Raw genomic sequence first — 26,519 nt, 5'->3', positions numbered from 1 at the left:
CTCAAGTTTCGCCCGCCGTATCTTAAATTAAGGAGATGATATAAATGCCTACCGTGGAAAACATCCAAAAATTACGCTCTATGACGGGAGCCGGAATAGTCGATTGCAAAAAAGCCCTTCAGGAATCGGGCGGAGACATTACCAAAGCCATAGAAGCGCTCAGAAAAAAAGGCCTTGCGATGGCCGTGAAGAAATCGACCCGCGCGACGGGGCAGGGCTTGGTAGAATCCTACATACACGCAGGCGGCAAGCTGGGCGTTTTGATCGAAGTCAACTGCGAAACCGACTTCGTGGCCCGACTGCCCGAGTTTCAGGCGCTCGTCAAGGAAATTGCCATGCAAATAGCGGCCGCCAATCCCCTCTGGATAAAAAAAGAGGACGTGCCCGCCGACGTTGTCGAAAAGGAGCGCGAAATATACGCTCATCAGCTCAAAGAAGAAAAGAAGCCCGATGCCGTTATAGAAAAGATAATGCCCGGCAAACTCGACAAGTTTTACGCGCAGGTCTGCCTGTTGGAGCAGCCCCATATGAGGGAACCTTCGGGCAAAACAAAAGTTAAAGACATAATAACCGCCGCCGTCTCAAAGATCGGCGAGAATATAGTCGTAAAGAAATTCGCCCGTTTCCGTCTGGGCGAGGAATGAGACGGAGTTGTAGGGGCGTATAATTATACGCCCCTGCTTGACAGTCCGCCCCCGCGCAAGCGGGGAAAGCAATCTCGCTTAAAAAAATAATGAAACCTAAACGCATCCTGCTTAAACTTTCGGGAGAGACATTATCCGGCGAGTCCGGCCCGCTCGACGCCGCCTCGCTGGCGCTTGTGGCTTCCGAAATCAAGGATGCCGCCTCGAACGCCGCAATAGCGGTCGTCGTGGGCGGGGGAAACATCTGGCGCGGCGGAAGGCAGACGGCCATAGAGCGCGCCGCCGCGGATTACATAGGAATGTACGCCACAGTCGTCAACGCGTTGGCCGTAAAAGAAGCGCTTGCGGCCGTCAAGGTTCCGTCGGCGGTAGTTTCGGCTCTGTCCGACGGCCCGTCGCTTGAGGCGGATTCCTGCGACAATGTGCGCGGACTTCTTTCCGGCGGTAAAGTCGTGATTTTCGCCGGCGGCACGGGACGTCCGTTTTTTACCACCGACACCGCGGCCGCCTCGCGCGCTCTTGAAATAGGCGCCGACTTGCTTGTAAAGGCCACTCAGGTCGACGGCGTTTACGATTCCGACCCGCGCAAAAATCCTTCGGCAAAAAAATACGAAAATGTCACTTTCGACGAGGCCATAGCCAAGCGCCTGGGCATAATGGACGCGGCGGCTTTCGCGCTGTGCAGGGAAGGCAATCTGCCCGTGCTTGTTTACGATTTCGCCCTCCGCGGCGGTCTCTCGCAGATAGTCGCAGGAAAAAAAATCGGCACGCTCGTGACCGCTTCGCCGAAATAAGAGGAAAAAACAATGGATCCCAAACAGGTAATTTCTTTTTGCGAAGATTTAATGAAAAAGACCGTGGAGAAGTTTCGCGGCGAATTGGCGTCCGTGCGCACCGGCCGCGCGACCGCTTCGCTGCTCGACAACGTAAAGGTAGAGTCATACGGTTCCATGATGAGCGTTAACCAGCTGGCCTCTATTTCCGTGCCCGAGCCGCGAACTATCGAGATAAGGCCGTGGGATGTTTCGCAGCTTCCCGCCATAGAAAAGGCGATACTCAAATCCGAACTCGGCATCACGCCTCAAAACGACGGCAAAGCGATACGTCTGGGACTTCCGCCTCTTACGCAGGAGCGCCGGGGGGAACTCGTTAAGTCCGCCCATAAACTGGCCGAGGATTTCAGAGTGGCCGTGCGCAATGAGCGGCGGGACGCTCTTGAAAAATCGAAAAAACTCGAGAAAGAAAGTTCGCTGTCCGAAGACGCCAGAAAAAAACTCGACACCGACGTGCAGAAGCTCACCGACGCCTACATAAAAAAAATAGACGAATTCCTGGCGCTCAAAGAAAAAGAAATCAAGGAATAGTCCCTCAGGCCCATCGCCGCTTTTTTTGGTTTTACATAATCGGCTGCGGCCGTCCGATACTTCCCGAATGTCTAATATTCCGTCTCACGTGGCCATAATAATGGACGGCAACGGCCGGTGGGCCGCCCGTCGCGGGTTGCCGCGGGTTCTGGGACACCGCGCCGGCATGAAGGCGCTTACGGCCATTGTCGAGGCGTCGTCGGAAATAGGCATAAAATATCTGACCGTATACTCTTTCTCCACGGAAAACTGGGAGCGTCCCCGAGCCGAAGTTTCCGCTTTGATGTCTCTTCTGCGCGAGTACGTGCGCAAAGAGGGCCGCCGCATAGCGTCAAACAACGTAAAAGTCAACATAATCGGCGATTTGTCGCGCCTGCCCGCCGCCGCCCGCAAGGCCGCCGAGCAGATATCCTCCGATACCGCGGCCAACACGGGGCTGATTTTCAATATAGCGCTTAACTACGGCTCCCGTCAGGAAATAATCCGCGCGGTCAATTCGATAGCGGCCGACGGCGTTAAAAACGTCGATGAAAAAATCTTCCGCCGCTACCTCTATACGGGCGATATGCCCGATCCCGACCTTGTGATAAGGACATCCGGCGAACAGCGCATCTCAAATTTTCTTTTGTTTCAAATCGCCTACTCGGAATTTTATTTGACCGATACTTTGTGGCCTGACTTTGATAAGGACGAGCTCCTGCTGGCTATTAAGGAGTTCTCCGGACGTTTGCGGCGCTACGGGCGCATCTGAATCCGTCGTCGTCCGAGGGAGAACAATAATGATACTGCCCAGAATACTTACAGCCGTCGTCGGCATTCCCCTGATTATACTCTCTCTTTGGTGGGGCGGGATACCGTATTTTATACTTGTCAGCGGCATCACGCTTTTTTCGCTTAACGAATTTTTTCTGATTGCCCGCAAGGCCGGTTACGCTCCGCGGGTAATTCCCGGAATAGTGGGCGGATACCTGGTTTTCGTCGCGCTGTTCGCGTCTTCCACGGCTTTCAGCCAAAAGGCCGACCATCAACTGGCGGCCATAACCCTTACCGTCGTGCTGATGGCTCTTAACGCCATAGAACTTTTTCGCGGCGATGTCTCGGGCGCCGTCGGCAGAATCGGCGTTACTTTCTACGGGATATTCCTGATGCCCTGGGCGCTGGCTCATCTGGGCAAAATGCGCGATATCAATCCGTACGGCAGGGAATGGGTGCTTTTGCTGTTTGCGGTGATATGGATACTCGACACCGCAGCGTATTTTTTCGGCGTAAAATTCGGCAGGAACCGTCTCGCCTCGGCGATAAGCCCCAAAAAATCCGTCGAAGGTCTCATCGCCGCCCTTGCGGCCGGCGCGGTATCCGCGGCCGTGGCCGGAAAAATGCTTATGGGCGCCTACGTCACGGTGATGGAACTGGCCGTTCTGGGATTTTTCATAGCCGTGTTCTCACAGTTCTCCGACTTGTCCGAGTCGCTCATCAAGCGCGACGCCGACATAAAAGATTCCGACACGCTATTGCCCGGTCACGGCGGAATGCTCGACAGATTTGATTCCTTCATCTTCACCGCGCCGCTCGTTTATTACTATCTGGTAATGTTCAAATGAAAAATATAGCGCTTCTGGGTTCCACCGGTTCCATAGGAAAAAACGTGCTGCGTGTCGCGCGCTCTCGCCCCGGCGAATTCCGCATAACGGCTCTGGCCGCCGGCAAATATTCGCGGATTCTTAAGGGGCAGATAAGGGAGTTCCGCCCGCGCTTTGTCTGTGTGGCTTCGCCCGACGAAGGAGCGCCTTCGTCCGCCGAAGCCAAAGCAATGGGTTTCAGATTCCTGAGCGGCAACGAAGGCCTTGCGGCGATAGCGGCCATGCCGTCGTCCGACATAGTTTTTAACGCCGTCGTGGGAGCGGTGGGAATATATCCTTTGGCCTCGGCGCTGGCGGCCGGAAAGATCGTGGCGCTGGCGAACAAAGAATCCGTGGTAATCGCGGGCGATTACATAAGGAAGCGCGTCAAAACCAAAATACCGTCGCGCCGCGCCGCGGATGTGCGTCGGAAAGGCCGGTCCGCCGCGAGCGCGTCCGGAGGGCTGGCCATAGGCGAGTATCCCCGAATCATCCCCGTGGATTCCGAGCATTCCGCGATTTTCCAGTGTCTCGAAGGACGCCGCTCCGAAGACGTAAGGAGCATAATCATCACCGCTTCCGGCGGGTCGCTTTACGGCAGAAACAAAACGGGAGTTTCCGTCGCCGAAGTTCTTAAACATCCCACGTGGAAGATGGGAAAAAAAATAACCGTCGATTCGGCGACCCTTATGAACAAAGGTCTCGAAGTAATCGAGGCGCACCATCTTTTCGGGCTGCCGTACGACAAAATATCGACGGTAATTCATCCGCAGTCGATAGTTCATTCGATGGTCGAATTCGTCGACGGATCCGTCCTGGCCCAAATGTCTCCTACGGATATGCGCTATGCCATACAATACGCGCTTACATATCCCGCCCGCCGGGCCAGCGGACTGAGCCGGCTGTCTCTGGGAAACGTGGGCCGGCTTGATTTTAAGAAACCCGATTTTTCCGATTTTCCGTGCTTCGACTTAGCCATTTCGGCCGGTTGCGCGGGGGGGATAATGCCCGCCGTAATGAATGCCGCCAACGAAGTTGCCGTCGGCGCGTTTCTTGCCGGCCGCGCGGCTTTCGGAGACATACCGGGAATCATAGTCAAGACGATGGGCGCCTATTCAAACAGGTCGAAGAATCCGTCGCTGGACGAAATCATAGAAGCCGATAAATCGGCCAGAGGAAGGGCATCAGAATGCATAAGGCGATAGGTTTTATCATAAAGGTGTATCAAATAGTCGGCGCTTTGGGCGTTGTCATATTCGTCCACGAACTCGGACATTTTCTGGCCGCAAAGCGCATAGGCGTCAAAGTTGAGAAATTTTTTCTGGGGCTGGGCCCGGAATTCCTGGGTTTTACATACGGCGGCACCCGCTACGGTCTGGGTGTTTTCCCCGTGGGCGGAATGGTAAAACTCGCCGGCGAGGAAATATCGCGCGAGAAGGCGGCCCCCGGCGAATTCTTCTATCAGCCGTGGTATAAAAGAATATTCGTTACGGTTTCGGGCGCCGCTATGAATCTGATTTTTGCGGTTCTGCTTTTCTCGGCGTTGATATACGCCGGCGGCGTGGGCGTAGTTTCCGAGGAACCCGTCATCGGAGTTCTGGCCGACGATATGCCGGCCGCATCGGCCGGCCTGGTTTCCGGCGACAGGATATTTTCCGTCGAAGGGAAAGATGTCTCCACATGGCGCGACCTTGCCTCCGAGATACACGCGCGTCCGGATTTGCCGGTGCGTCTCGGCGTTGAGCGCGATGGCAAAAGATTTTTTAAGTCGCTCGTGACTGACGGAAAGCGCGCGAAAGGCGTGGGACTTATAGGCATAAGTCCGTCGGTGACAACGCAGAAGGCGGGACTGTTCCGCTCGGTTTATCTGGGCGCAAAGCAGTCGGTGTTTCTTAATTATATCACGCTGGCCTATCTTTGGGACCGTCTGGTAAACTGGCAGAAGCCGGAACTTTCGGGCCCCGTAGGTATCGTCGGAGAACTGGGAAAGGCCGCATCCCGCGGAACCGCCGTTTTTATTTCATACATTGCCCTCATATCTAACGCGCTGGCCCTGTTTAATCTTCTTCCCATACCCATGCTCGACGGAGGACTTTCCGTTTTTTTTCTTTTTGAGGGCATCACGAAAAAATCTCTGAACGAAAAAATAATGGCCAGAATCAACACCGTCGGCCTGGCATTCATCATATCTTTGTTTTTGTACGTTACGTACGGCGACATTGCGCGGCTGATGCACAGAGGATAGAAGCAAGAGTCAAGAGGCGGCGGAAAGAGGCGGAAAAACGTGATGTTTACGAGAGATAAAACCAGGCGTGTTACCGTCGGCGGCGTAACTTTGGGCGGCGGCGCCCCCGTGCGCGTGCAGAGCATGACCAAAACCGACACGCGCGACACGGCGGCCACGATAAAACAAATACGCTCGCTGGCCGATGCCGGTTGCGAAATAATCCGCGTGGCTGTGCCCGATATCGAAGCCGCCCGCGCGATCAGAAGAATAAAAAAATCCTCGCCCATACCCGTTGTCGCAGACATCCATTTCGATGCGGTTCTTGCGATAGAATCAATTAAATCCGGCGCCGACAAGATAAGAATTAACCCGGGCAATATGCCCAAAGACCGTCTTAAAGCGGTTGTCGACGAGGCCAAGTCCGCCGGTATTCCCATAAGAATAGGCGTTAACACCGGTTCGCTCAAAAGCGCGCAGGGTCGCGGGCTTTCCGTCGAGAAAAAAGCCATGGCTGTCGCCTCCGCCGCGCGGAAATATTGCGCGGTTCTTGAAAATATGGACTTCGGCGACATAGTCGTGTCTCTCAAAGCGTCCGATGTTCCTACGACGGTGGAAGCGTATAAAATATTCGCCCGAGGTTCCGATTATCCTCTTCATATAGGTATTACGGAATCCGGCCCTCCGGGCCCCGGGTCGATTAAATCCGCCGTGGGTATCGGCATACTTCTTTATCTGCGACTGGGCGACACTCTGCGGGTTTCTCTGAGTGCCCCGCCCGAAAACGAGGTCGATGAAGGTTACGCCATCCTGCGCTCGCTGGGACTAAGGCGGGGCGGATTTGATATAATCTCCTGCCCCACTTGCGGCCGCACGGTCGCCGATGTCGCCGCGGTTTCAGCCGCGCTCTCCGCCGAACTGAAAAAAATCAGTTTCCGTCCCGACGCTCCCACGGTAAAAGTGGCCGTTATGGGCTGCGTCGTCAACGGTCCCGGAGAGGCCCGTGAAGCCGATGTGGGCATAGCCGCCGCCGGCCGCGAGGGCATTATTTTCAAGAAAGGAGTTCCCGTCGGAAAAGCGCCGTCTCCGTCGTCAAGATGGATAAAAACCCTGGCGCTTGAGGCGGCCGTTCTTGCGGGAAGGAAAAAATGAGACACTCGTATCTTACAAAAGAAGGATTGGCTAAACTGACGGCGGAATACGAAGAGTTAAAGCAACGCCGTCCGCAACTCGTCAGGCATCTTGAAGAGGCGCGTCAAATGGGGGATTTGAGGGAAAACGCCGAATATCACTCCACTAAGGAGGCCCTGGCGAAACTTGACAGAAGAATATTCGATCTGGGCTCGAAACTCAACAGCGCCAGAGTGATAGATAAAAGCAAGGTGTCGCCCGACGGCAAAATATTTCTGGGTTCGACGGTAAAACTTAAAAACATCGACAGCGGAGCGGAAATAGAATATCAACTGGTGGATCCGGAAGAAATCGACATAGACGCCGGCAAAATATCGGCCATGTCTCCCATAGGCGACGGTCTGCTTGAAAAAAAAGCGGGCGATACCGTCGAGATACGGGTTCCCGCCGGAGTGCTCAAATTTAAAATAATGGCGGTGGCATAAAGGTTATGAGATACTCGCAAATATTCGTTCCCACTCTTAAAAACCCGCCGTCCGACGCCGACAACGTTTCCATAAAACTGATGTCGCGCGCGGGAATGCTCCGCAAACTCTCAAGCGGTCTCTATGAATGGCTGCCCGTCGGACTCAGAGTGTTGAAGAAAGTCGAAAATATCATCAGGGAAGAAATGAACCGCGCCGGCGGGCAGGAAGTGTCTCTGCCCATCCTTCAACCGCGGGAACTCTGGGAAGAAACCGGACGCTGGGGTGTTTACGGAAAAGAACTTTTCCGTCTGAAAGATCGCAAGAACTCCGATTTTTGTCTCGGGCCGACGCACGAAGAAGTCATAACCGACATAGTGCGCAGAGACGTGCGCTCGTACAAAGAATTGCCTCTTATGCTTTATCAGTTCGGGACGAAATTCCGCGACGAAATACGGCCGCGTTTCGGCGTGATGCGCGCCAGGGAATTTCTGATGAAAGACGCGTACTCTTTCCACGCCTCCGAGGAAGACGCCGAAAAGTATTACGAAAAAGTGTTCGACGCGTACAAGAGAATTTGCGACCGCTGCGGCTTCGATTACCGCGCCGTCGAGGCGGCGACCGGAGCCATAGGCGGACGTCATTCCCACGAATTTATGGTGCTGGCGTCGACGGGCGAGGAACTCATCGCGCATTGCTCCTGCGGTTACGGCGCGAATGTCGAGAAAGCCGAATGTCTGCCCGCAGACGCTCCCGCGGCATCCGACGAATCTTTGGAATCGCTTAAAGAAGTCCATACTCCGGGCAAACGTTCCGTCGGGCAAGTCGGCGAATTCCTCAAGTTACCGCCGGAAAAATTTATAAAAACACTTATTTACAGGGCGCAGGATAAAGTCGTTATGGTTTTGATAAGAGGCGACCGCGGCATAAACGAGGCCAAACTCGCCGAACGACTCGGCGCCGCCGAAGTCGAACTCGCTGCGCCTGAGGCCGTCGCCGAAATTACCGGCGCCGCCGCCGGTTTCGCCGGGCCCGTCCCCAAAAATCAAAAGATAAACCTGCTCCTGGCCGATAACTCCGTCCGCTCGATAGTCAACGGCGTCTCTGGCGCCAACAAAACCGATTATCACGTCACGGGCATCAACATAGGCCGCGATTTCGCCCCCGACGGCATTCTTGATCTGGCGCTCGTCGCCGAAGGCGATGTCTGTCCGCGCTGCCGCCGCGAAAAACTATCTTTCTCGCGCGGCATCGAAGTGGGTCACACCTTCAAGCTCGGGAAGAAGTATTCCGAGGCGCTCAACGCCGTGTTTTTGGACGCCGAAGGCAAACAGGTTCATTTTATTATGGGCTGCTACGGTATCGGAGTTTCAAGAATGGTCGCCGCCGCGATAGAACAGTCCAACGACGCCGACGGCATTATCTGGCCCGTTCCGATAGCTCCGTATCAGGCGGTTGTGGTTCCCGTCGACACCGGCGACGAAAAAATAATGGCCGTCGCCGAAGCGATATACGACAAACTCATCGCCGCGGACGTGGAAGCCGTTCTCGACGACCGCGCCGAACGTCCCGGCGTAAAGTTCAAGGACGCCGACCTGATAGGATTTCCCGTTCGGGTGACGGTGGGCAAAAAACTCGCCGAGGGCCTCGTGGAACTTCGCCTCCGCAAAGAAAAAACATCCGTCGACGTCACCGTCGCCGAAGCCGCCGAAACCGCTATTAAGGCCATCGGAATAAAGTGAAACCATCCGCACAGCGTAAAAACTCATCAATCGACGCGGTTTTCCTTCGAGCCGACAATCTGCGCGCCGCCGGCGATTATCCGTCGGCTTCGCGCGCTTACAGGTCTATAGCCCTGGCCGCCGCCGCGTCCGATAATTACAAATTCCGCGCCATGTGCGCCGTGGGCGACTGCCTCAGAATTACGGGCGACATCTCCGCGGCAAAAAAAATCTATCTTTCCGCGCTCCGAAGAATCTCGACTTCAAAGTCGGGTCGGAGTTTGTCCGGCCGACGGCTTTCCGCCGACGACACTGCCGGTTTAGCCGACGACGCCCGCACCGGCGCGGCGCTTTGCGACAAAGCTGCCGGCAAATATTCCGCCGCGCTGTTGCAGCTCAAAAAGCTCTTGAGCGATGCGCGCCGTCGAGGCGACAAAGAAGCCGAGGGCTTCATACTATGGCACATCGGAATGTGTTTACGATTTAAGGGGGACCTTCCGGCCGCGGCCGGAGCGCTGCGGGAGTCAAAAAAAATATTCGCCCGCCTTCGACGCTCCGACGGCGAAGGTTTCGCCCTGTGCGGCCTTGGCGGGGCTCTTCGCGCAGGCGGTGACGTTTGCCGTTCTCTGGAAAGCTATCGCGCCGCGGGCCGCATTTTCGCAAGAACCCGCGACGCTTACGGCAAAGCGTATTCCCTTTGCGGCACGGCCAACGCGCTTAAGGCGCTCGGACGTTCCCGCGAGGCGCTTGCGCTTTATAAACGTTCCGCCGCGATTTACGCGCGAACCGGCGACTTCTCGTCGCTGGCCTTCGTATATAAGGGCATCGGCGGATGTCTGGAAACGCTCTCGGGGAAGGGGAAAGGCGCGGCCTCCTATGGACGGGCCGCCGTGTTATTCCGCCGCGCGCGTGACGAGCGCGGGCTGCTGTCTCTCTATCTGGAGATGCTCAGTAAATCGTTCGACAAAAAAATATACGCCGCCGCTTTTCGTCTGGCCGCCTCCGCTCCGTACGTCGAGGAGAGAAAATACCTCAAAAGAATCTCGGCGCACCGCGGCCGTGCCGCCGTTTCGCGGTCGGTATCCGCGCCGAAATGGCTCGGCTGACGCCGCCGCGATATATTTTTCCGTCGACAAAAATTATTTGACATACTCTCGGCCAAAAATGTATAATTCACCATCGTTTAGCGTCCTTTTGAAGGGCTTTCAATACAAATCCCCCATATCACTTAGAACTTTTCCGGCGGCATCCGATCGCCATAACCCTTAAAACTTATAAATCAAACCGTGCAAAAACGAGTTCTCTTTGCCTGAGGCAGAAACACCGCCCCGCCTATGCCGCACACTATTCGCGACGATAACCATCGCAGTAACTTCGATAATAACCATCATTCCAACGGAGGAACACCCAAGATGTCACAACAGCCGCTTGACGCGACGACTTTAAGCAAAAAGAAAGTCACGGAGCTTTTGGATCTGGCCAGGGAACTCAAACTCGATTCCACGTCCACTCTCAAAAAACAGGAACTCATCGCCAAAATTATCGAGGCGCAGACCCGTTCCAGCCAGTCGGTCTACGACGAAGGAGTTCTTGAGATACATCCGGAGGGCTACGGCTTTTTGCGCTCCCCCAACAATAACTACCTTCAGGGGCCCGACGATATTTATATATCGCACTCGCAGATAAAAAAGTTCGGCCTGAGGAAAGGCGATACCGTCGGAGGCATAGTCCGTCCGCCGAAACCGGATTCCAACGAGCACTACTTCGCGCTTTTGCAGGTCGACTCCGTCAACGGCAATACCGATCTTGCCAAAGTCCGCGAAAGGCCGTACTTCGACAACCTCACGCCGCTTTATCCTCAGAAAAGATTTATTCTGGAAACTGCCAAAACGGAACTCGCCACCCGCGTGCTTGATCTTGTCACGCCCATCGGCATGGGTCAGCGCGCGCTTATAAACGCGGCGCCCCGCACCGGCAAAACGGTGTTGATGCAAAAAATAGCCAATTCGCTTACGACAAATCACCCCGACGTAGTGCTTATCGTGCTTCTTATCGACGAGCGTCCCGAAGAAGTCACGGATATGCAACGCTCGGTAAAAGGGGAAGTAATCGCTTCCACCTTCGACGAGCCCGCGGAACGCCATATTCAGATAGCCGAAATGGTAATTGAAAAGGCCAAACGCCTCGTCGAGCACGGCAACGACGTCGTGATATTGCTGGACTCCATAACCCGTCTGGCCAGAGCGTTCAATACGGTGACGCCTTCGTCGGGCAGGGTGCTTTCGGGCGGTCTTGATTCCAACGCTCTTCAGCGTCCGAAAAGATTTTTCGGCACTGCGCGCAACATAGAGGAAGGCGGTTCGCTCACCATAATCGCCACGTCTCTTATTGAAACCGGTTCGCGTATGGACGACGTTATCTTTGAAGAATTCAAGGGCACCGGCAACATGGAGGTCTATCTCGACAGACGTCTGGCGGACCGCAGGATATTCCCGTCCATCGATATAAACCGTTCCGGAACGCGCAAGGAAGAATTGCTCGTGGCCGACGACGACCTTAAGAGAATCTGGGGTCTTCGCAAGGCGCTGGTGGCGCTCAATCCTACGGACGCGATGGAACAGTTGCTGGAGCGTTTGTCGGCGACAAAGAACAACAAGGACTTCCTTAAACTCATCGAATCTTTCGGCGAGTGAGGCATAATTTAGTATAATACCGGCTCAATATCGGAGGATATAATAATGAAAGAAGGAATACATCCGAAGTACGAAATCACCACGGTAAAATGCGCCTGCGGCAACGTCTTCCGCACGCGCTCCACTATTTCCGACATCAAACTCGACATTTGCAGCGAATGCCATCCGTTCTTCACGGGCAAACAGAAACTGGTGGACTCCGCCGGCCGCGTCGACAGATTTATGAAGAAGACCTCGCAGAAGTCCGAGGAAAAGAAACTTAAAAAAGTCGCCAGAACGTCCGCCGTTGTCAAGAAACCTTCCGCCAAAAAGCAGAAGATTAAAATTCTTTCGACGTCCGTTCCGAAAGACCGCACGGCCGCCCTCAAGAAAAAAAAGACGAAAGAATAATAAATCCGGCTCGCGTTCGTCCGTCTCCGCAACAGGTTTTCGCGCAATCCGTCCGCGACGTTCATGCTTGACTACCTCAATAAACTCGAAGCGCGTTATAACCGGATAGAGGAACGTCTCTGCCGCGAGGCGACGTCCACCGACGGCGAGGCCTACCTTGCCGCGGTGAAAGAACTCTCGGAAATAAAGCCCGCCGTCGAGCTTGCGCGGCGCGCAAGAACACTGGAAGCCGATATGGCTTCCTCGCGAACACTTATAACGGAAGCTCACGAAAAGGGCGATCCCAATCTCGCCGAGCTGGCCAAAGAAGAAATCGCTTCGCTTGAATCCGAACTCTCAAAAGTCCAAAAATCCCTGCGTCTCGCGCTTGTCCCTCCCGACCCTGCCGAATCCAAAAACGTAATTATAGAAATCCGCGCCGGAACCGGCGGCGAAGAGGCCGCCATTTTTGCCGGAGAACTTTTCAGGATGTATTCCCGCTTTGCCGACGCGCACGGAATGGAAATAGAAATCTACGATTCCAGTCCCACCGACCTGCACGGATTCAAGGAAATTATTTTTACCGTAAAAGGCGCCGGCGCGGGGAAATATCTGCGTTTTGAGAGCGGGGTGCATCGTGTTCAAAGGGTGCCGGCGACCGAAGCATCCGGACGCATACACACGTCCGCGGTAAGCGTGGCCGTGATGCCCGAAGCCGACGACGTCGACGTCAAAATCGACGAAAAAGATCTCAGAATAGACACCTACAGAGCATCCGGCGCGGGCGGCCAGCACGTCAATAAAACCGACTCGGCGGTTCGTATAACTCATATACCCACGGGTCTCGTCGTGGCGTCCCAGGAAGACCGCTCTCAGATAAAAAACAGAGCCAAGGCGATGAAACTTTTGCGCGCGCGAATACAGGACGCCGAGAGGATGCGGCAGGAAAGCGTCCGCGCCGATTTAAGAAAAAAACAGATAGGCACCGGCGACCGCTCCGAAAAAATACGGACGTACAATTTTCCGCAAAACCGTCTCACCGACCACAGAATTAATTACAGCGTTCACAATCTTCCCGACGTGATGGAAGGATGCCTCGACGAACTTGTCACTAAACTCGCGGAAGCCGCGTCCGAAAAAGCGTTTGCCCGTCTGTCGGAGGATATGAAAGAATCTTCGGCTGAAAATCCCGCCTCCGGCGAAAAAAAATGAAAAGAACATTAGGCGAAATTCTGCGTCTCGGCGCGGAATACCTGCAAAAGCGCGGCGTGGCCGACGCCGCCATAGAGGCGGAGTACATAGTGTCGAGCGTGCTGATGCTCGGCCACACCTCGATGCTTTCAAAACGCGACGAGCCCGTCGGAGATAAGACGCTTTCGATTCTGCGCGGCATGATAATCGAGAGGGGAAAAGGGAAGCCCTCGTCGTATCTGACAGGCCGCAGGGATTTTTACGGCATGGAGTTTTTTGTCGACGAGAACTGTCTTATCCCGCGCCGCGAAACGGAGATTCTTGTCGAAGAAGTTATCAAGGCGGCCGACGCTCTTGCGGCGTCGCGGCCTTCGCGAGACGTGAGGATACTGGATATCGGATGCGGTTGCGGCAATATATCGGTGGCAGTGGCTAAAAACGTGGAACGCTCGATTGTAAGCGCCGTCGATATTTCCTACGGCGCGGTGCTCAAAACCTGTCAGAACGCGCTTGCCAACGGAGTATATCAGAAGCTTGCCGTTTACAGCGGCGATATTTTTTCGCCGTTTGAAAATACCGGCAAATTTCTGGAATATTTCGATATCATCGTATCGAACCCGCCGTACGTATGCGACGGTGAAATAAACGGTTTATCGAAAGAAGTCGCCGAATACGAGCCCAGAGGCGCGCTTGCGGGCGGTCGCGACGGACTTGATTTTTACAGAAAGATTATTCCGGCCGCCGGATTTTTTCTGTCTCGCGGCGGCGTTGTTTTTTTTGAAGTAGGTCCGGGACAAAAAGAGCCGGTGTCCGCCATTTTGGCGGAATTCGACTATCGGGACGTGTCGGCAAAAAGGGATTACGGCGGCGTCGACAGGGTAATTTGCGCCCGCCGTCCGTAGACATGCTGATTTTCGCGGGAGTAAAAAATGGATTCCATACTCATTAACGGCGGTAAAAAACTGAAGGGCAAAGTCGCTGTTTCGGGTTCAAAGAACGCGGCCCTGCCCGAACTCTTCGCCTCTATTCTTACCGACGATAAAATCATTCTTGAAAATCTTCCGCGACTTAATGACACGCTCGATTCGGTGTCTTTGCTGGAGCGTTTCGGCAAGCGCGTAAAATGGGATAAGCGCTCGTGCGCAATCACTCCGGGCGATTTGACCGGCGGCGAAATACCTTATGACCTCGTAAGACGGATGCGCGCCAGTATTCTTATGGCGGGGCCCGTTTTGGCCAGATATAAAAAAGTCCGCATATCATTGCCCGGCGGGTGCGCCATCGGCGCGCGGCCAGTGGATATTCACCTTGAAGGATTCAAAAAAATGGGAGCCGCCGTAGATCTCAAGGGCGGCTATGTCGAGATGAGCGCCCGACGGCTTCGCGGCGCGCGTATCCGTCTGAGATATCCGAGCGTGGGCGCCACGGAAAATCTTGTGATGGCCGCTACTCTTGCCGACGGCATAACCGTGCTGGAAAACGCCGCCCGCGAGCCCGAAATAGGTGACTTGTGCGCCATGCTCTCGTCGATGGGCGCCGATATATCCGGCGCGGCGTCCGGCAGAATAAAAATACGCGGCGTGCGACGTCTGGGCGGCGTCCGTCACAGGGTAATTCCCGACAGAATCGAGGCGGCGACGTATCTGGCCGCCGCGGCCATAACCGGCGGCGATGTCACGGCGCAGGGCGCCGATCCGTCGCATCTGGCGGCGTTTCTTAAAAAACTTTCCGCCGCGGGCGTGAAGATATCGACGGGGGCGGATTTCATCAGGGCGGCCGCCGGAAAGCGGCATCTTAAACCGGTCGATGTCAAAACCGCGGTTTATCCGGGTTTTCCGACGGACCTTCAAGCGCAGTGGATGGCTTTGATGTCGGCGGCGCGGGGTTCCTCGCGCATATCCGAGACGGTTTTCGAGAACAGGTTTTTGCATGTCGCGGAGCTAAGTCGTCTCGGCGCCGCGCTGAATATCGCGGGAAACACCGTTCGTATTACCGGCGTCGAGGGGCTTTCGGGAGCCCCGGTAATGGCCTCTGATTTGCGCGCCGGCGCCGCGCTCGTGCTCGCGGGTCTGGCCGCGAAAGGACTCACGAGAATTCTGCGCGTATACCACCTCGACAGGGGATACGAAAACCTCGTCGGTAAACTGCGTCTTCTGGGCGCGCGCGTAAAGCGCGTTCACGCCTGATTTAAACACCTTCCGGTCAGCGGACAAACTTCCGCATAATCCGCCGCTTTCGCGGCGGTTTTCTTTTATCCGCCATTGCGACAAAATTTGATAAAATATCCGCCTATGGATATTCATAAAATTGTTTCCCGCATTATCTCGGACGTCCGCGCCTCCGGCGACAAAGCCGTGTGCGCGTACACAAAAAAGTTCGACGGTATTTCGCTCAGCCCGTCCGATATGCGCGTCGGCCGCGCCGACATCGACGGAGCCGCCTCAAAACTCGATCCGGAGCTTAAAAGAGCCATCGATTTCGCCGCGTCGAACGCGCGCGCGTACGCCCGCCGCGCCGCCGAAAGCATCAGAAAAGCGCCTCGCGCGTCCGGCCGTCGCCGCGGTTCCGCGGTCGAAATTTTTGAAAAGTTTGTACCCGTTAAAACGGCCGCCCTCTACGTTCCGGGCGGAAGATATCCGTACCCTTCGTCGGTAATAATGACCGCCGCGCCGGCGGTGGCCGCCGGCGTCGAAAGAGTGTATGTCGTCACTCCGCCGCCCAACGCCGTGCCCGCGGTGCTCTACGCGGCCAGGGTTTCGGGCGTGAGCGAAATTTATCTGGCCGGCGGGGCGCAGGCGGTAGCCGCCGCGGCATACGGCACAAAAACCATCCCCCGCGCCGATATTATCGCGGGTCCCGGCAACAGTTTTGTCACCGAGGCGAAGCGCCAGGTCTTCGGCGACGTCGGCATAGATATGCTGGCCGGCCCCAGCGAAGTGGCCATAATCGCCGACGATTCGGCGCCGCCTTCGTGGATCGCGGCCGATTTGTGCGCGCAGGTCGAGCACGATCCGTCGGCTGTGGGATATCTCTTCGCTTCGACGTCGCGTCTGGCTTCGGCCGTCCGCGCGCTTATTCCGTCGGAGTACCGTTCCCGCGTTAAAATCAGCGTCGCTTCGGGCCGCAAGGCCTGCGGTTTCGTCGACGAAATAGCTCCGGAGCACCTCGAACTTATGGTTACGAAACCGTCACTTTTACTGAATTCCATCTCGAACGCCGGCGCGATATTTCTGGGCGCGGGCACTCCGACCGCCGTCGGGGACTACTGCGCGGGGCCGTCGCATGTTCTGCCCACGGCATCCTCGGCCAGATTCTCGTCGGGGCTCTCGCCGGCCACGTTCCTTAAAAGAATGTCCGTCGTGAAGGCGCCGCCGTCGCAATCCGCCGGCAGGATTTACCGCGCCGCCGGAATTTTGGCGTCGTCGGAAGGTCTTGTGTGGCATGAGCGGAGTTTGTCCATGAGAGCTGCCGCGCAAAGGATGAAAAAATGAGAAAATCCACAGTAAGAAGAAATACCGCCGAGACACGCATAACCGTAACCATAGATATCGACGGGCGCGGAAGATCCTCGGTCGATACGTCGGTGCCTTTTCTCGATCATATGCTTACGCTTTTCTCGAAGCATTCTTCGTCGGATTTAAAAGTCGCCGCGTCCGGCGATATCGAAGTGGACGCGCACCATCTCGTCGAAGACGCGGGCATAACGCTCGGCTCGGCCATCAAAGAGGCGTTGGGAAAAAAGGCGGGAATCGCCAGATACGGCAATTTTCTTATGCCCATGGACGAGGCCATAAGCTACGTGGCCGTAGATCTCAGCGGAAGGCCGCATCTTTCTTTCGATGTAAAGTTTTTGCGTCCGTCGGCGGGCGGCCGCGAGTTCGATTACTCTCTGATAAAAGAATTTTTTAAGGCGCTCGTCTCGTCGTCGGGAATTACGCTCCATATAAAAAACGCGGCGGGCGAGACGAATCATCACATCGCCGAGTCGGTTTTTAAGGGTTTCGCCAGGGCATTCGCTCAGGCGGCCGCAAGAATTCCCGGACGCCGCGGCGTGCCGTCCACAAAAAAAATACTGTGAAGAAAAAACGGCGCGTATGCGTCATAGATTACGGAATGGGCAATATCCGGAGCGTTTCCAAGGCGTTTGAAAAAATGGGCGCCTCGGTTACTGTTTCCGACGACAAAAATAAAATATTCTCGGCAGACGCCGTGGTGCTTCCCGGTGTGGGGTCGTTCGATGCCGCCGTCGGCAACCTGAAACGCAAGGGTCTTTGGAAATTGATGCCGACGCTTATCGGCAGTAAACCGTTTTTCGGCATTTGTCTCGGGCTGCAGCTGCTTTTCGACGGCAGTCAGGAGGGAAAAGAGCGCGGTCTGGGAATTCTTGCGGGGAATGTCCGCAGATTTCCGAGTTCCGCAAAACTGCCTGTGCCGCACATGGGGTGGAATACTACGCGGCCGGCGGCGGGACTGCCGACTCCGCCCGTTGTAAAGAATCTGAGCGACAAGGACTATTTTTATTTCGTGCACTCTTACTACGCTCCCGCTTTTGAAGGTAAAAGAAAAAAAGCGTATCCACCGTCGGTCTCCGCTCTTTCAAGCGATTACGGCGCGGAATTCTGTTCGGCGGTGTCTTTTGGCAGGGCATTCGCCTGCCAGTTTCACCCGGAGAAAAGCGGCGACGCCGGTCTTGCGATAATCAAAAACTTTGTCGAGGGAATATCCTGACCGTATGGGTATTTTGATAATACCGGCTATCGACGTCAAAGACGGTCGCTGCGTCCGGCTCACAAAAGGCCGCGCCGAGGACGCGGTATTTTATTCCGACGATCCGTCGGCGGTGGCCGTCGCGCTGGAGAAGTCCGGCGCGGGAAGAATACACCTGGTGGATCTCGATGCCGCTTTCGGCGAACCCCTAAGAAATGTCCGTGCCGTAGAGGCGGTGCGCTCGGCTGTAAAAATTCCCATAGAGATTGGCGGCGGAGTCAGAACCGCCGCCCGCGCCGGACAACTCGTCGCGGCGGGATTCGATTACGTGCTTATGGGTACGGCTATGTCCGACGCCCCGAACGAAGTCCTCCTGGCCGCGAAGGAAAATCAGGGCAGAATAATGGCTGCGTGCGATACGTCCGGCGGACGGATAGCCGTCGACGGATGGCGCAAGACGGTCGATTCTTCCGTGGAGCAATATCTGAAAATCGCGTTCGATATGGGCATTCGGGAAGCCATAGTAACCGACGTCTCGCGCGACGGCACGCTGGAAGGCGTCGACGCGGAGTACTACCGGAAACTGGCGGCGTCGTCGCCCGTCGATATAATAGTTTCGGGCGGCGTGGCGTCGCTTGAAGACATTAAAAATATTACCGCTCTGCACAGTCCGAGGATATCCGGCATAATCGTCGGAAAGGCGCTGTACGAAAAAAAATTCACTCTCGCGGAGGCGATGGCTTGCTCGCGGTAAGAATAATTCCCTGTCTTGACGTCAATGCCGGCAGAGTCGTCAAAGGCGTAAAGTTTCTGAACCTGCGGGACGCCGGCGATCCGGTGGAATGCGCGGCGCGTTACGACGCCGGCGGCGCCGATGAAATCGTATTCCTGGATATAACCGCCTCGCACGAGAAAAGAAAGATTCTTCTGGATGTGGTTCGCCGCACCGCCGAAAGCGTTTTCATACCGCTTACCGTCGGGGGCGGAGTAAGAAAGGTTTCCGACGTCAGAGAACTTCTTCTGGCCGGAGCCGACAAAGTATCCATAAACACGGCCGCCGTTGAAAATCCCCGGCTTCTAAAGGCGGCAGCCGCCGCCGTGGGTTCTCAATGCGTGGTGGCGGCCATCGACGCGAAACGTCGCTGCGGCGCGAAAAACGGATGGGAAGTTTTCACGCACGGCGGAAGATCGCCGACCGGCATAGACGCCGTTCGCTGGGCGCGTTCCGTCGAGAAATCCGGAGCGGGAGAAATACTGCTGACGAGTATGGACAGGGACGGCACAAAAGACGGATACGACATCGACCTTACCGGGGCCGTTTCCCGGGCGGTGCGCATACCCGTGATAGCGTCGGGCGGCGCCGGCTGCCAAAAAGATTTTTACGACGGGTTTCGCAAGGGCGGCGCGTCGGCCTGTCTGGCGGCCTCGCTTTTCCATTTCGGAGAAATAAAAATCGGCAAACTTAAAAAATATCTTGCCGTGCGCGGAGTGTCCGTGCGACCTGTCGGGACAATCTACAAATCGGAGAAAAAATGAAAACAGACGAATTGATATCCCTGCTGAAATTCGGCGCCGACGGCCTTATACCGGCGGTCGCGCAGGACGCTTCCGACGGAACCGTCCTTATGGTGGCCTATATGAACGCCGAGTCGCTGTTGGCCACGCTTAAAACCGGCAACGCCACCTATTGGAGCCGTTCGCGCGGGAAACTCTGGATTAAGGGAGAAACTTCTGGTTGCTTCCAGCGCGTAAAAGAGATTCTGGTCGACTGCGACGCCGATTGTCTGCTTGTTAAAATCGAGCAGCTCGGCGGAGCGGCGTGCCATACGGGGGAGCGTTCGTGCTTTTTCAGAAAGATTGAAAACGGAGCCATAACCGGCGCCGCCGGAGCCAAGAAATGACGGAAAGATTTTCGGCCGATGGCGGACAGTACAGCCCGACATACGCCGAATTGAAAAAATTATCGCGGAAATCGAATTTTATTCCGGTCTACCGGAAGATAGTGGGAGATTTTGAGACGCCGGTTTCCTGTTTTGCCAAAACGGCGCATTCTCACAGGCACTGCGCCCTGCTTGAAAGCGTAGAGGGCGGCGAGCGATGGGGAAGGTACTCGTTCATTATTCCGGAGCCGTCCGAAATAATCACCCGGGGAAAATTCGACGGCGTGACGGATGCCCTGCGCGCCCGTCTGGAAACCGTGAGACCGGCGCGTGTCGAAGGTTTGCCCAGGTTCTGGGGCGGCGCCGTCGGGTACTGCTCGTACGACGTCGTAAGACAGTTTGAAAATCTGCCCGACAGTCCGCGCGACGACCTCAAACTTCCGGAAGCGATATTCTTTCTTACCGACGGCATGATAGTGTTCGACCATCTGTTTCACAGTATCCAGGTCGTGGCCTGCGTCGATCTTCGCGGCGGCCGCCGCCCGACGAAAAAACTATACGCCTCGGCCTGCCGGCGCATAGACGCCGTGATAAAAAAAATCGAGTCCCCGTCCGTTTTTTCTCAGACCCCGTTCGCGTCTGACCGCCGCCGCGCGCGGCAAAAGATAGTGTCGAACACGTCTCCCGCGAAATTTATGGCCGCCGTAGCGCGCGCTAAAAACTACATCAGGGCGGGCGACGTCATACAGGTCGTCCTTTCGCAGCGTTTTCAGAGCGATACGTCGGCTTCTCCGTTCGACGTTTATCGCGCGCTCAGGATGATAAATCCGTCGCCGTACATGTATTTTTTCCGCTTCGGCGATTTTTACGTCATAGGGTCTTCGCCGGAAATCCTCGTCAGAAAAGAGGGTTCGGCCGCTATCACCAAACCCATAGCCGGAACTCGTCCCAGATCGGGGGATCCCGCGAGGGACGCGGCGCTGGCAGCCGAACTTCTGCGCGACCCCAAGGAACGCGCCGAACACATAATGCTCGTCGATCTCGGCAGAAACGATCTGTCCAGGGTATGCAAACCCGGGACGGTAAAGACGTCGGAGTTGATGCAGATAGAAAAATATTCGCACGTTATGCATATGGTCTCGACAGTCACCGGCGAACTTAAACCTTCGGCGGACGCGTTCGACCTTTTCCGCGCGTGCTTTCCGGCGGGAACCGTCACCGGCGCGCCCAAGGTGAGGGCAATGCAGATTATCGACGAGCTCGAGCCCTCCGCCCGCGGCCCTTACGCCGGAGCCGTGGGATATTTTTCCTACGACGGCAATATGGACACCGCCATAACGATAAGAACCATAATCAGAAAAGGGCGGGTTTCCTACGTGCAGGCGGGCGCCGGAATAGTCGCCGATTCCGTGCCGTCGAAAGAACTGCGCGAGACGCAGAACAAGGCGCGGGCATTGTTCAAAGCGCTGGAACTTGCCCGCGGACTGCGGAGCCGATAATGATACTTGTCATAGATAATTACGATTCCTTCGTTTATAATCTCGTGCAGTACATAAGCGAGATGTCGCCTCGCGTCAAAGTCGTCAGAAACGACGATGTATCCGTCGGAGACATAGAAAAATTGCGGCCCGCGGCCATCGTGGTCTCGCCCGGTCCGTGCACGCCCGCCGAAGCGGGCATTTCCGTGGAGGCAATAAAGCATTTTGCCGGCCGCGTTCCGCTGTTCGGGGTTTGTCTGGGGCATCAGTCGATAGGCGCCGCGTTCGGCGCCCGCGTGATAAGGGCAAAGAAGCTTATGCACGGAAAGACGTCGCCCATCTCGCACGACGGAAAAACTATTTTCAGTGGACTTCCCAATCCGTTCGAGGCCACCAGATATCACTCCCTTGTGGTGGAAAAACGGACTCTGCCCGCTTGTTTTGAAATCTCGGCGACGGCTCCCGACGGCCAGATAATGGGGCTTCGTCTTAAAAAAAGTTTCTACGGCCCGTCGCGCCGCGCGTGTCTGGAAGGCGTGCAGTTTCATCCGGAGTCGATACTTACCGTCGACGGTAAAAAAATCGTGCGGAATTTTCTTGCCGCCGTGCCGGGTGCGGGGGTTTCAAAATGATAAAAGAGGCCATACAACTTCTCGTTGATAAAAAAGACCTTACCGAGCGGCAGGCCGCCGACGTTATGCGTGAAATTATGTCGCAGGAGGCCACCGACGCGCAAATAGCCGCTTTCGCGGTGGCTCTGCGGATGAAAGGCGAAACGGTTGACGAGATCACCGGCTGCGCCCGCGTCATGCGCGAAAAAGCCGTAAAGATTAGAGTGCGCCGCCATGCCGTTTCCGACGGAGCGACCGCTGTCGGTATAGACAGAGACGAGATAAACGTCGAAGACGAAACCATTGTGGATACCTGCGGCACCGGAGGGGACAAGACCAAGACATTCAATGTTTCCACCGCCACGGCATTCGTTGTGGCCGGCGCCGGAGTAACCGTGGCAAAACACGGCAACCGCGCGGTGTCATCGGCCTGCGGTTCGGCCGATGTTCTGGAAAAACTTGGATTGAATCTCGACGTCACGCCGGAAAAAGTCGAGGAATGTCTTCGTGTCGTCGGAATAGGATTTCTTTACGCGCCCGTAATGCACGGGGCGATGAAGCACGCCGCCGGCCCCAGACGGCAGATAGGCATAAGAACTATTTTCAACATATTGGGGCCGCTTACAAACCCCGCTTCGGCAAACGTGCAGGTTCTGGGAGTTTACGCTCCCGAATTGACCGAAAAGCTGGCGATGGTGCTCGGAAAACTCGGCGCGCACAGGGCTTTCGTGGTGCACGGGATGGATTCCACCGACGAGATTTCCGTAACCGGCGTCACAAGAGTTTCCGAACTCTCCGGCGGCGGCGTAAGGACGTACAGGGTCACGCCCGATAATTTCGGCGTGAAACGCGCCAACCCCGAAGACATAAAGGGCGGCGATTCGGAGGAAAACGCCTCGATAATACTTGCCGTGCTGAAAGGCGAAAAAGGCCCGCGAAGAGACATAGTGCTCATAAATGCTTCGGCGGCTCTGGTCGCGGTGTCACGCGCGCCGGATTTTGCCTCCGGCGTAAAACTCGCGGAACAATCCATAGATTCCGGCGGAGCGATGCGAAAACTCGAATCCTTGAGGGAAATGTGCAGAAAATGAGGCGTGCCGGATTGTATTCTTTTGCCGCGGCGGTTTTGTTATCGGGCTTTCTTGCCGCCCGCGTTTCCGCCGCCGAAACTTCGATATTCAGATTTTTGAAGAGTCCCGCCTCGCCCCGTCACGTGTCTTTGGGCGAGGTCAATTCATTTTTTAATCCGGAGCCGCTGGGTATAATCCAGAATCCATCGCTGGCGTTTCTTTCCAAGCGTCGAGAAGCGGCTTTTTCCGGAGCAAGCCGTCTCGACGGATCCGCGGCGACATTCGCCGCCGCGGGCGTTTTGCGGGATTCTAATTCGGGCTCGGCGGCGGGTTTCGCCCTCAATACGCTGACGACCTCGCAGCGTCGCACGCTGGCGCCGGCCTCCGCCGGAAGCTATCTGTACGCCGACGACGGCGATTTCGCCACTTATTCCGGATCTTTCGGCGGCTTCTACGCCGGACATATTCAGGACACGACGTATTTCGGCGTTTCGTCCAAACTTATCGTAGAAAAATTATATTCCGAATCCTATTACGGCGTCGCCGCCGACGTGGCGCTGATGGAAATTATCGACGCGCGCTCGATGTTTTTTCTGGGCGCGCGCAACGTCGGCGCGGCTTTTTCGGGCGGCTACTTGCTGCCTTCGAGCGCGTATATTTCCATACTCGCCAAAACTTCCCGCGTCGCGTTTGCCGTCGAGGGGGAATACGATTTGCAGGGTTTCGGCGAGGCCAAACTCGGATTGGAAGTCCCCGTGGTCGATAGTTTCGACGTCCGCGCGGGATACAGGCATTCTTTTCGCGAATACGACACGGGAGATTATTTACTCTCCGGAATATCGGCGGGCTTCGGGTTGCGTCTTAACGGCTTCGATTTTGATTACGCGTGGCAGCCGCGCAGCGAATTGGGCTCGACACATCTGGCATCTGTGAGGATGAAACTATGATTAAAACACCGACATCGCAAAATTCGCACGGTTACGCCGGTTCGCCGTCGGCAGGTCTTATAAACTCGCTGGGTAAAGCGATCGTAACCCTTACGCCCGTTTTTCTTTTTCTGGTGGCGATAATGTTTTACCTGAAAACTTACGATTCCGCCCAGATAAAAATAACCATCACCCAGATCGGCGGCACCGCCCTGCTGACTTTTTTTCTCATAAAAATATTGGAGGAAAACTCCTGGAAGTTTTTTGCGGATAACAATATTCTGACTCTTCCCGTCGCAATGTTCATGGCCTCGGCGGTGATTTCATATTTCCGCTCGCCGTTTCCGTGGGCGTCCGGCAACGAACTCATAAGGCGCATCGTCTATTTCGCGCTGGCGATGATAATAATGAAAGATTTCTCCGATCGCCGTTCCGTCGACAAACTTATTAAGTGGGTGCTCGCCGCCGCGTTTGTATCGGCGGCTTACGGCATCGTGCAATTCCTCGACGGCAAGTTTTTTCCGCCGAATCCCGAGCCCGGACTGGATCCGTTCATCTGGCGGCAGGCATTCAGTTACAGGATATTCTCCACTTTCGGCAATCCCAACTTCTTCGGCGACTTCCTGGCCGTGACAAGTCCTCTTACGCTGGCGCTCTACATCAAGACGCGCAAGCCGTATCTTCTGGTACTCTGGCTCATGATTACGTTCAACGTAATCGTCACGTATTCCAAGGGCGCGTGGCTCGGCTACGCCGCCGGCTTTGCGGCGTTTTGTCTGTTGGGCTTGACCTATTTCGCGCACTTCAATAAGGAGCGAATAAAGAAAAATATTCTGCTGGTTTTGTCGGTGGTTCTGCTGATAACCGGTTTTATGACGTACAAAGCGACAATCGCCAGAACCGATTCGATAAAGTTCAGGGTTTACACCTGGCTTTCCTGCTGGGAGATGATAAACACAAACCCGGCGCTCGGCACCGGAATCGGGTCTTTCTACGTCACATACCCGTCGTACAGGCGTCCTCAGATATTTTACATCGAAGGCAAGCACAACACGGAAAGCGATCATCCCGAAAACGAATATCTTGAAATCTTGTACGACGAAGGCATCGCGGGTTTCGGTATTTTCTTATGGCTGCTCGGGGTTTTTATTATAGGCGGTTTCAAGGGGATGAGGATATTTTCGGGGGCGGACGACCGCTCTAAGAATCCCGACGCCAGGGCATATTATATGTGGGGATTGCTCTCGGCCCTTGCGGGTATGCTCGCGCACAACGCCGTGTGCGTGAGTTTAAGATTTGTGTCCAGCGGCGTAATGCTGTGGTTTATCATCGGTTCGATAGGCGCGCTGATAATTCACAATCCCATGCCCGACAATCCGCCGCCGCCGTTATTGAAAGGCAATCCCATTGCGCTGAATATGCGAAGGGCGATACAACTTCTGTTGATAGTCCCGGCGATTTGGGCGATAAACGTTTTCTACGGATTCTTCACGGCGGACATTTATCACAACATTGCCATATCGTTTTCCAAACAGGGACGCTGGCCGGAGGCGCTCACGTTTTACAACAAGGTCACGCGCAATAATTTCGGTTTCATAATGACTCACTATTTTATGGGCAACGTTTATAACGACCGCTTTAACATCAACCGCGATTTTCATCCCGAATGGGGAGACGTGGAAACCGACGAGCCGTGGAGCGGAATAATGTCCGGCATTAAAGGCAGAGTGGATCCCGAACGGTCCATCTCCAAGTACGGAGACGTCTGGACGCTGGCGCCCAATTACGTGCAGTCCTATCATCAAGCCGGTCTTGTCCATCTGAAACTCGGCGATTATTACAGGCAGACGGGCGATATGACCCGCGCCCGCAAAGAATGGGATCGCGCCATATACAAATTCGAGAGATATCACGCCATAGATCCGGTGTTCGCCCAGAATTATTATCGTATGGCCTGGGTTTATATTCAGAGGGGCGAAATTGACAAAGCCGAAGAGACATACTGGCGACATATCTATGCCGCCAAGGATATATTCATACCGGGCTCCGACGAAAAAGAATGGGTCGCAAAAAAGACGGGGCGTCCCGCCATTACTGTGCCGGACTGGTGCGTAAGCCACAGGGGAACTCACCATTCGATGTATCCCGAGGACTGGAGCTGGCGCCGCGCCTCCGAGTTCAGCGAAACTTATATGAATCTGGGCAATCTTAAATATTTGTCGCGCGATTTCCGCAAGGCCGAAGAGTATTACGCTCTCGCCGCTTCGATATGGCCGCAGAATTTGCAGGCGCTCAAAAACCTGGCTTCGATGTACTCCCAGCAGGGACGCCCGTCGGAGGCCGTCCGTATGTGGCGCAAGGTGCGCGATGTGTCGCCCAACGATCCCGACGCTGTCCGGGCCGTCGGAGGGCAATAGAGTTTATTTT

At 55.4% G+C, this 26,519-nt stretch carries 27 protein-coding genes; all 27 read left to right on the top strand.

Going from position 1 to position 26,519, the window contains the following annotated elements:
• Positions 1 to 44 precede the first annotated feature (44 nt).
• Entirely contained in the window at positions 45 to 644 is a 600-nt protein-coding gene (gene tsf / locus CVU77_08525; protein ID PKN00793.1) for an elongation factor Ts, read from the top strand.
• 89 nt (positions 645 to 733) lie between these two features.
• Complete coding sequence (pyrH, locus tag CVU77_08520; GenBank protein ID PKN00792.1) at positions 734 to 1,438, top strand: UMP kinase; 705 nt, start codon at positions 734 to 736, stop codon at positions 1,436 to 1,438.
• A 12-nt stretch (positions 1,439 to 1,450) separates the two neighbouring features.
• On the top strand, positions 1,451 to 2,008 hold the full coding sequence (locus CVU77_08515; GenBank protein ID PKN00791.1) for a ribosome recycling factor: 558 nt from the start codon (positions 1,451 to 1,453) through the stop codon (positions 2,006 to 2,008).
• 67 nt (positions 2,009 to 2,075) lie between these two features.
• Entirely contained in the window at positions 2,076 to 2,759 is a 684-nt protein-coding gene (locus tag CVU77_08510; protein ID PKN00790.1) for a hypothetical protein, read from the top strand.
• A gap of 28 nt (positions 2,760 to 2,787) precedes the next feature.
• Positions 2,788 to 3,609 (top strand): hypothetical protein, encoded by an 822-nt coding sequence (locus CVU77_08505; protein ID PKN00789.1) that lies wholly within the window; start codon positions 2,788 to 2,790, stop codon positions 3,607 to 3,609.
• Entirely contained in the window at positions 3,606 to 4,832 is a 1,227-nt protein-coding gene (locus tag CVU77_08500) for a 1-deoxy-D-xylulose-5-phosphate reductoisomerase (GenBank protein ID PKN00788.1), read from the top strand. Before CVU77_08505 ends, CVU77_08500 begins: the two co-directional genes overlap by 4 nt.
• Complete coding sequence (rseP, locus tag CVU77_08495; GenBank protein ID PKN00787.1) at positions 4,817 to 5,872, top strand: RIP metalloprotease RseP; 1,056 nt, start codon at positions 4,817 to 4,819, stop codon at positions 5,870 to 5,872. Before CVU77_08500 ends, rseP begins: the two co-directional genes overlap by 16 nt.
• Before the next feature lie 42 nt (positions 5,873 to 5,914).
• Positions 5,915 to 7,003, top strand: coding sequence for a 4-hydroxy-3-methylbut-2-en-1-yl diphosphate synthase (locus CVU77_08490; protein ID PKN00786.1), 1,089 nt, complete (start codon positions 5,915 to 5,917; stop codon positions 7,001 to 7,003).
• On the top strand, positions 7,000 to 7,467 hold the full coding sequence (locus tag CVU77_08485) for a transcription elongation factor GreA (GenBank protein PKN00785.1): 468 nt from the start codon (positions 7,000 to 7,002) through the stop codon (positions 7,465 to 7,467). The genes CVU77_08490 and CVU77_08485 overlap by 4 nt, the downstream gene beginning before the upstream one ends.
• 5 nt (positions 7,468 to 7,472) lie before the next feature.
• A complete protein-coding gene (locus CVU77_08480) occupies positions 7,473 to 9,188 on the top strand; it encodes a proline--tRNA ligase (GenBank protein PKN00784.1) in 1,716 nt (571 codons plus the stop codon).
• Positions 9,185 to 10,273: a hypothetical protein gene (locus CVU77_08475; protein ID PKN00783.1), complete on the top strand. Its 1,089-nt coding sequence runs from the start codon at positions 9,185 to 9,187 to the stop codon at positions 10,271 to 10,273. Before CVU77_08480 ends, CVU77_08475 begins: the two co-directional genes overlap by 4 nt.
• Positions 10,274 to 10,501: 228 nt before the next feature.
• Positions 10,502 to 11,860 carry a transcription termination factor Rho gene (locus CVU77_08470; protein PKN00782.1) on the top strand — a complete coding sequence of 453 codons (1,359 nt, stop codon included), beginning with the start codon at positions 10,502 to 10,504 and terminating at the stop codon, positions 11,858 to 11,860.
• Between the two features lie 45 nt (positions 11,861 to 11,905).
• Positions 11,906 to 12,250, top strand: a complete 345-nt coding sequence (locus tag CVU77_08465; protein PKN00781.1) for a 50S ribosomal protein L31 — start codon at positions 11,906 to 11,908, stop codon at positions 12,248 to 12,250.
• Between the two features lie 63 nt (positions 12,251 to 12,313).
• A complete protein-coding gene (locus CVU77_08460) occupies positions 12,314 to 13,441 on the top strand; it encodes a peptide chain release factor 1 (GenBank protein ID PKN00780.1) in 1,128 nt (375 codons plus the stop codon).
• The gene (gene prmC / locus CVU77_08455) at positions 13,438 to 14,322 is read left to right on the top strand and encodes a peptide chain release factor N(5)-glutamine methyltransferase (protein ID PKN00779.1); all 885 of its coding nucleotides are present in this window, start codon (positions 13,438 to 13,440) and stop codon (positions 14,320 to 14,322) included. The genes CVU77_08460 and prmC overlap by 4 nt, the downstream gene beginning before the upstream one ends.
• 27 nt (positions 14,323 to 14,349) lie before the next feature.
• Positions 14,350 to 15,606: a UDP-N-acetylglucosamine 1-carboxyvinyltransferase gene (gene murA, locus CVU77_08450; protein PKN00778.1), complete on the top strand. Its 1,257-nt coding sequence runs from the start codon at positions 14,350 to 14,352 to the stop codon at positions 15,604 to 15,606.
• An 87-nt stretch (positions 15,607 to 15,693) separates the two neighbouring features.
• Positions 15,694 to 16,911 carry a histidinol dehydrogenase gene (gene hisD / locus CVU77_08445; GenBank protein PKN00777.1) on the top strand — a complete coding sequence of 406 codons (1,218 nt, stop codon included), beginning with the start codon at positions 15,694 to 15,696 and terminating at the stop codon, positions 16,909 to 16,911.
• Positions 16,908 to 17,498: an imidazoleglycerol-phosphate dehydratase HisB gene (locus CVU77_08440; protein PKN00776.1), complete on the top strand. Its 591-nt coding sequence runs from the start codon at positions 16,908 to 16,910 to the stop codon at positions 17,496 to 17,498. The genes hisD and CVU77_08440 overlap by 4 nt, the downstream gene beginning before the upstream one ends.
• A gap of 35 nt (positions 17,499 to 17,533) precedes the next feature.
• Positions 17,534 to 18,148, top strand: coding sequence for an imidazole glycerol phosphate synthase subunit HisH (locus CVU77_08435; GenBank protein ID PKN00811.1), 615 nt, complete (start codon positions 17,534 to 17,536; stop codon positions 18,146 to 18,148).
• Positions 18,149 to 18,152: 4 nt separating this feature from the next.
• Complete coding sequence (locus tag CVU77_08430) at positions 18,153 to 18,881, top strand: 1-(5-phosphoribosyl)-5-((5-phosphoribosylamino)methylideneamino)imidazole-4-carboxamide isomerase (GenBank protein ID PKN00775.1); 729 nt, start codon at positions 18,153 to 18,155, stop codon at positions 18,879 to 18,881.
• Positions 18,869 to 19,663 (top strand): imidazole glycerol phosphate synthase subunit HisF, encoded by a 795-nt coding sequence (locus CVU77_08425; protein ID PKN00774.1) that lies wholly within the window; start codon positions 18,869 to 18,871, stop codon positions 19,661 to 19,663. Before CVU77_08430 ends, CVU77_08425 begins: the two co-directional genes overlap by 13 nt.
• Positions 19,660 to 20,028, top strand: coding sequence for a phosphoribosyl-AMP cyclohydrolase (locus CVU77_08420; GenBank protein PKN00773.1), 369 nt, complete (start codon positions 19,660 to 19,662; stop codon positions 20,026 to 20,028). Before CVU77_08425 ends, CVU77_08420 begins: the two co-directional genes overlap by 4 nt.
• Positions 20,025 to 21,506, top strand: coding sequence for an anthranilate synthase component I (gene trpE / locus CVU77_08415; protein ID PKN00772.1), 1,482 nt, complete (start codon positions 20,025 to 20,027; stop codon positions 21,504 to 21,506). The genes CVU77_08420 and trpE overlap by 4 nt, the downstream gene beginning before the upstream one ends.
• Complete coding sequence (locus CVU77_08410) at positions 21,506 to 22,117, top strand: anthranilate/aminodeoxychorismate synthase component II (GenBank protein PKN00771.1); 612 nt, start codon at positions 21,506 to 21,508, stop codon at positions 22,115 to 22,117. The genes trpE and CVU77_08410 overlap by 1 nt, the downstream gene beginning before the upstream one ends.
• On the top strand, positions 22,114 to 23,187 hold the full coding sequence (trpD, locus tag CVU77_08405; GenBank protein PKN00770.1) for an anthranilate phosphoribosyltransferase: 1,074 nt from the start codon (positions 22,114 to 22,116) through the stop codon (positions 23,185 to 23,187). The genes CVU77_08410 and trpD overlap by 4 nt, the downstream gene beginning before the upstream one ends.
• Positions 23,175 to 24,113: a hypothetical protein gene (locus CVU77_08400; GenBank protein ID PKN00769.1), complete on the top strand. Its 939-nt coding sequence runs from the start codon at positions 23,175 to 23,177 to the stop codon at positions 24,111 to 24,113. Before trpD ends, CVU77_08400 begins: the two co-directional genes overlap by 13 nt.
• The gene (locus CVU77_08395) at positions 24,110 to 26,509 is read left to right on the top strand and encodes a hypothetical protein (protein PKN00768.1); all 2,400 of its coding nucleotides are present in this window, start codon (positions 24,110 to 24,112) and stop codon (positions 26,507 to 26,509) included. Before CVU77_08400 ends, CVU77_08395 begins: the two co-directional genes overlap by 4 nt.
• The last annotated feature ends 10 nt before the right edge of the window (positions 26,510 to 26,519 follow it).

The organism is Elusimicrobia bacterium HGW-Elusimicrobia-1 (assembly GCA_002841695.1).
Classification (GTDB): Bacteria; Elusimicrobiota; Endomicrobiia; order PHAN01; family PHAN01; genus PHAN01.
This window is presented reverse-complemented; position numbering and strand designations above follow the sequence as displayed.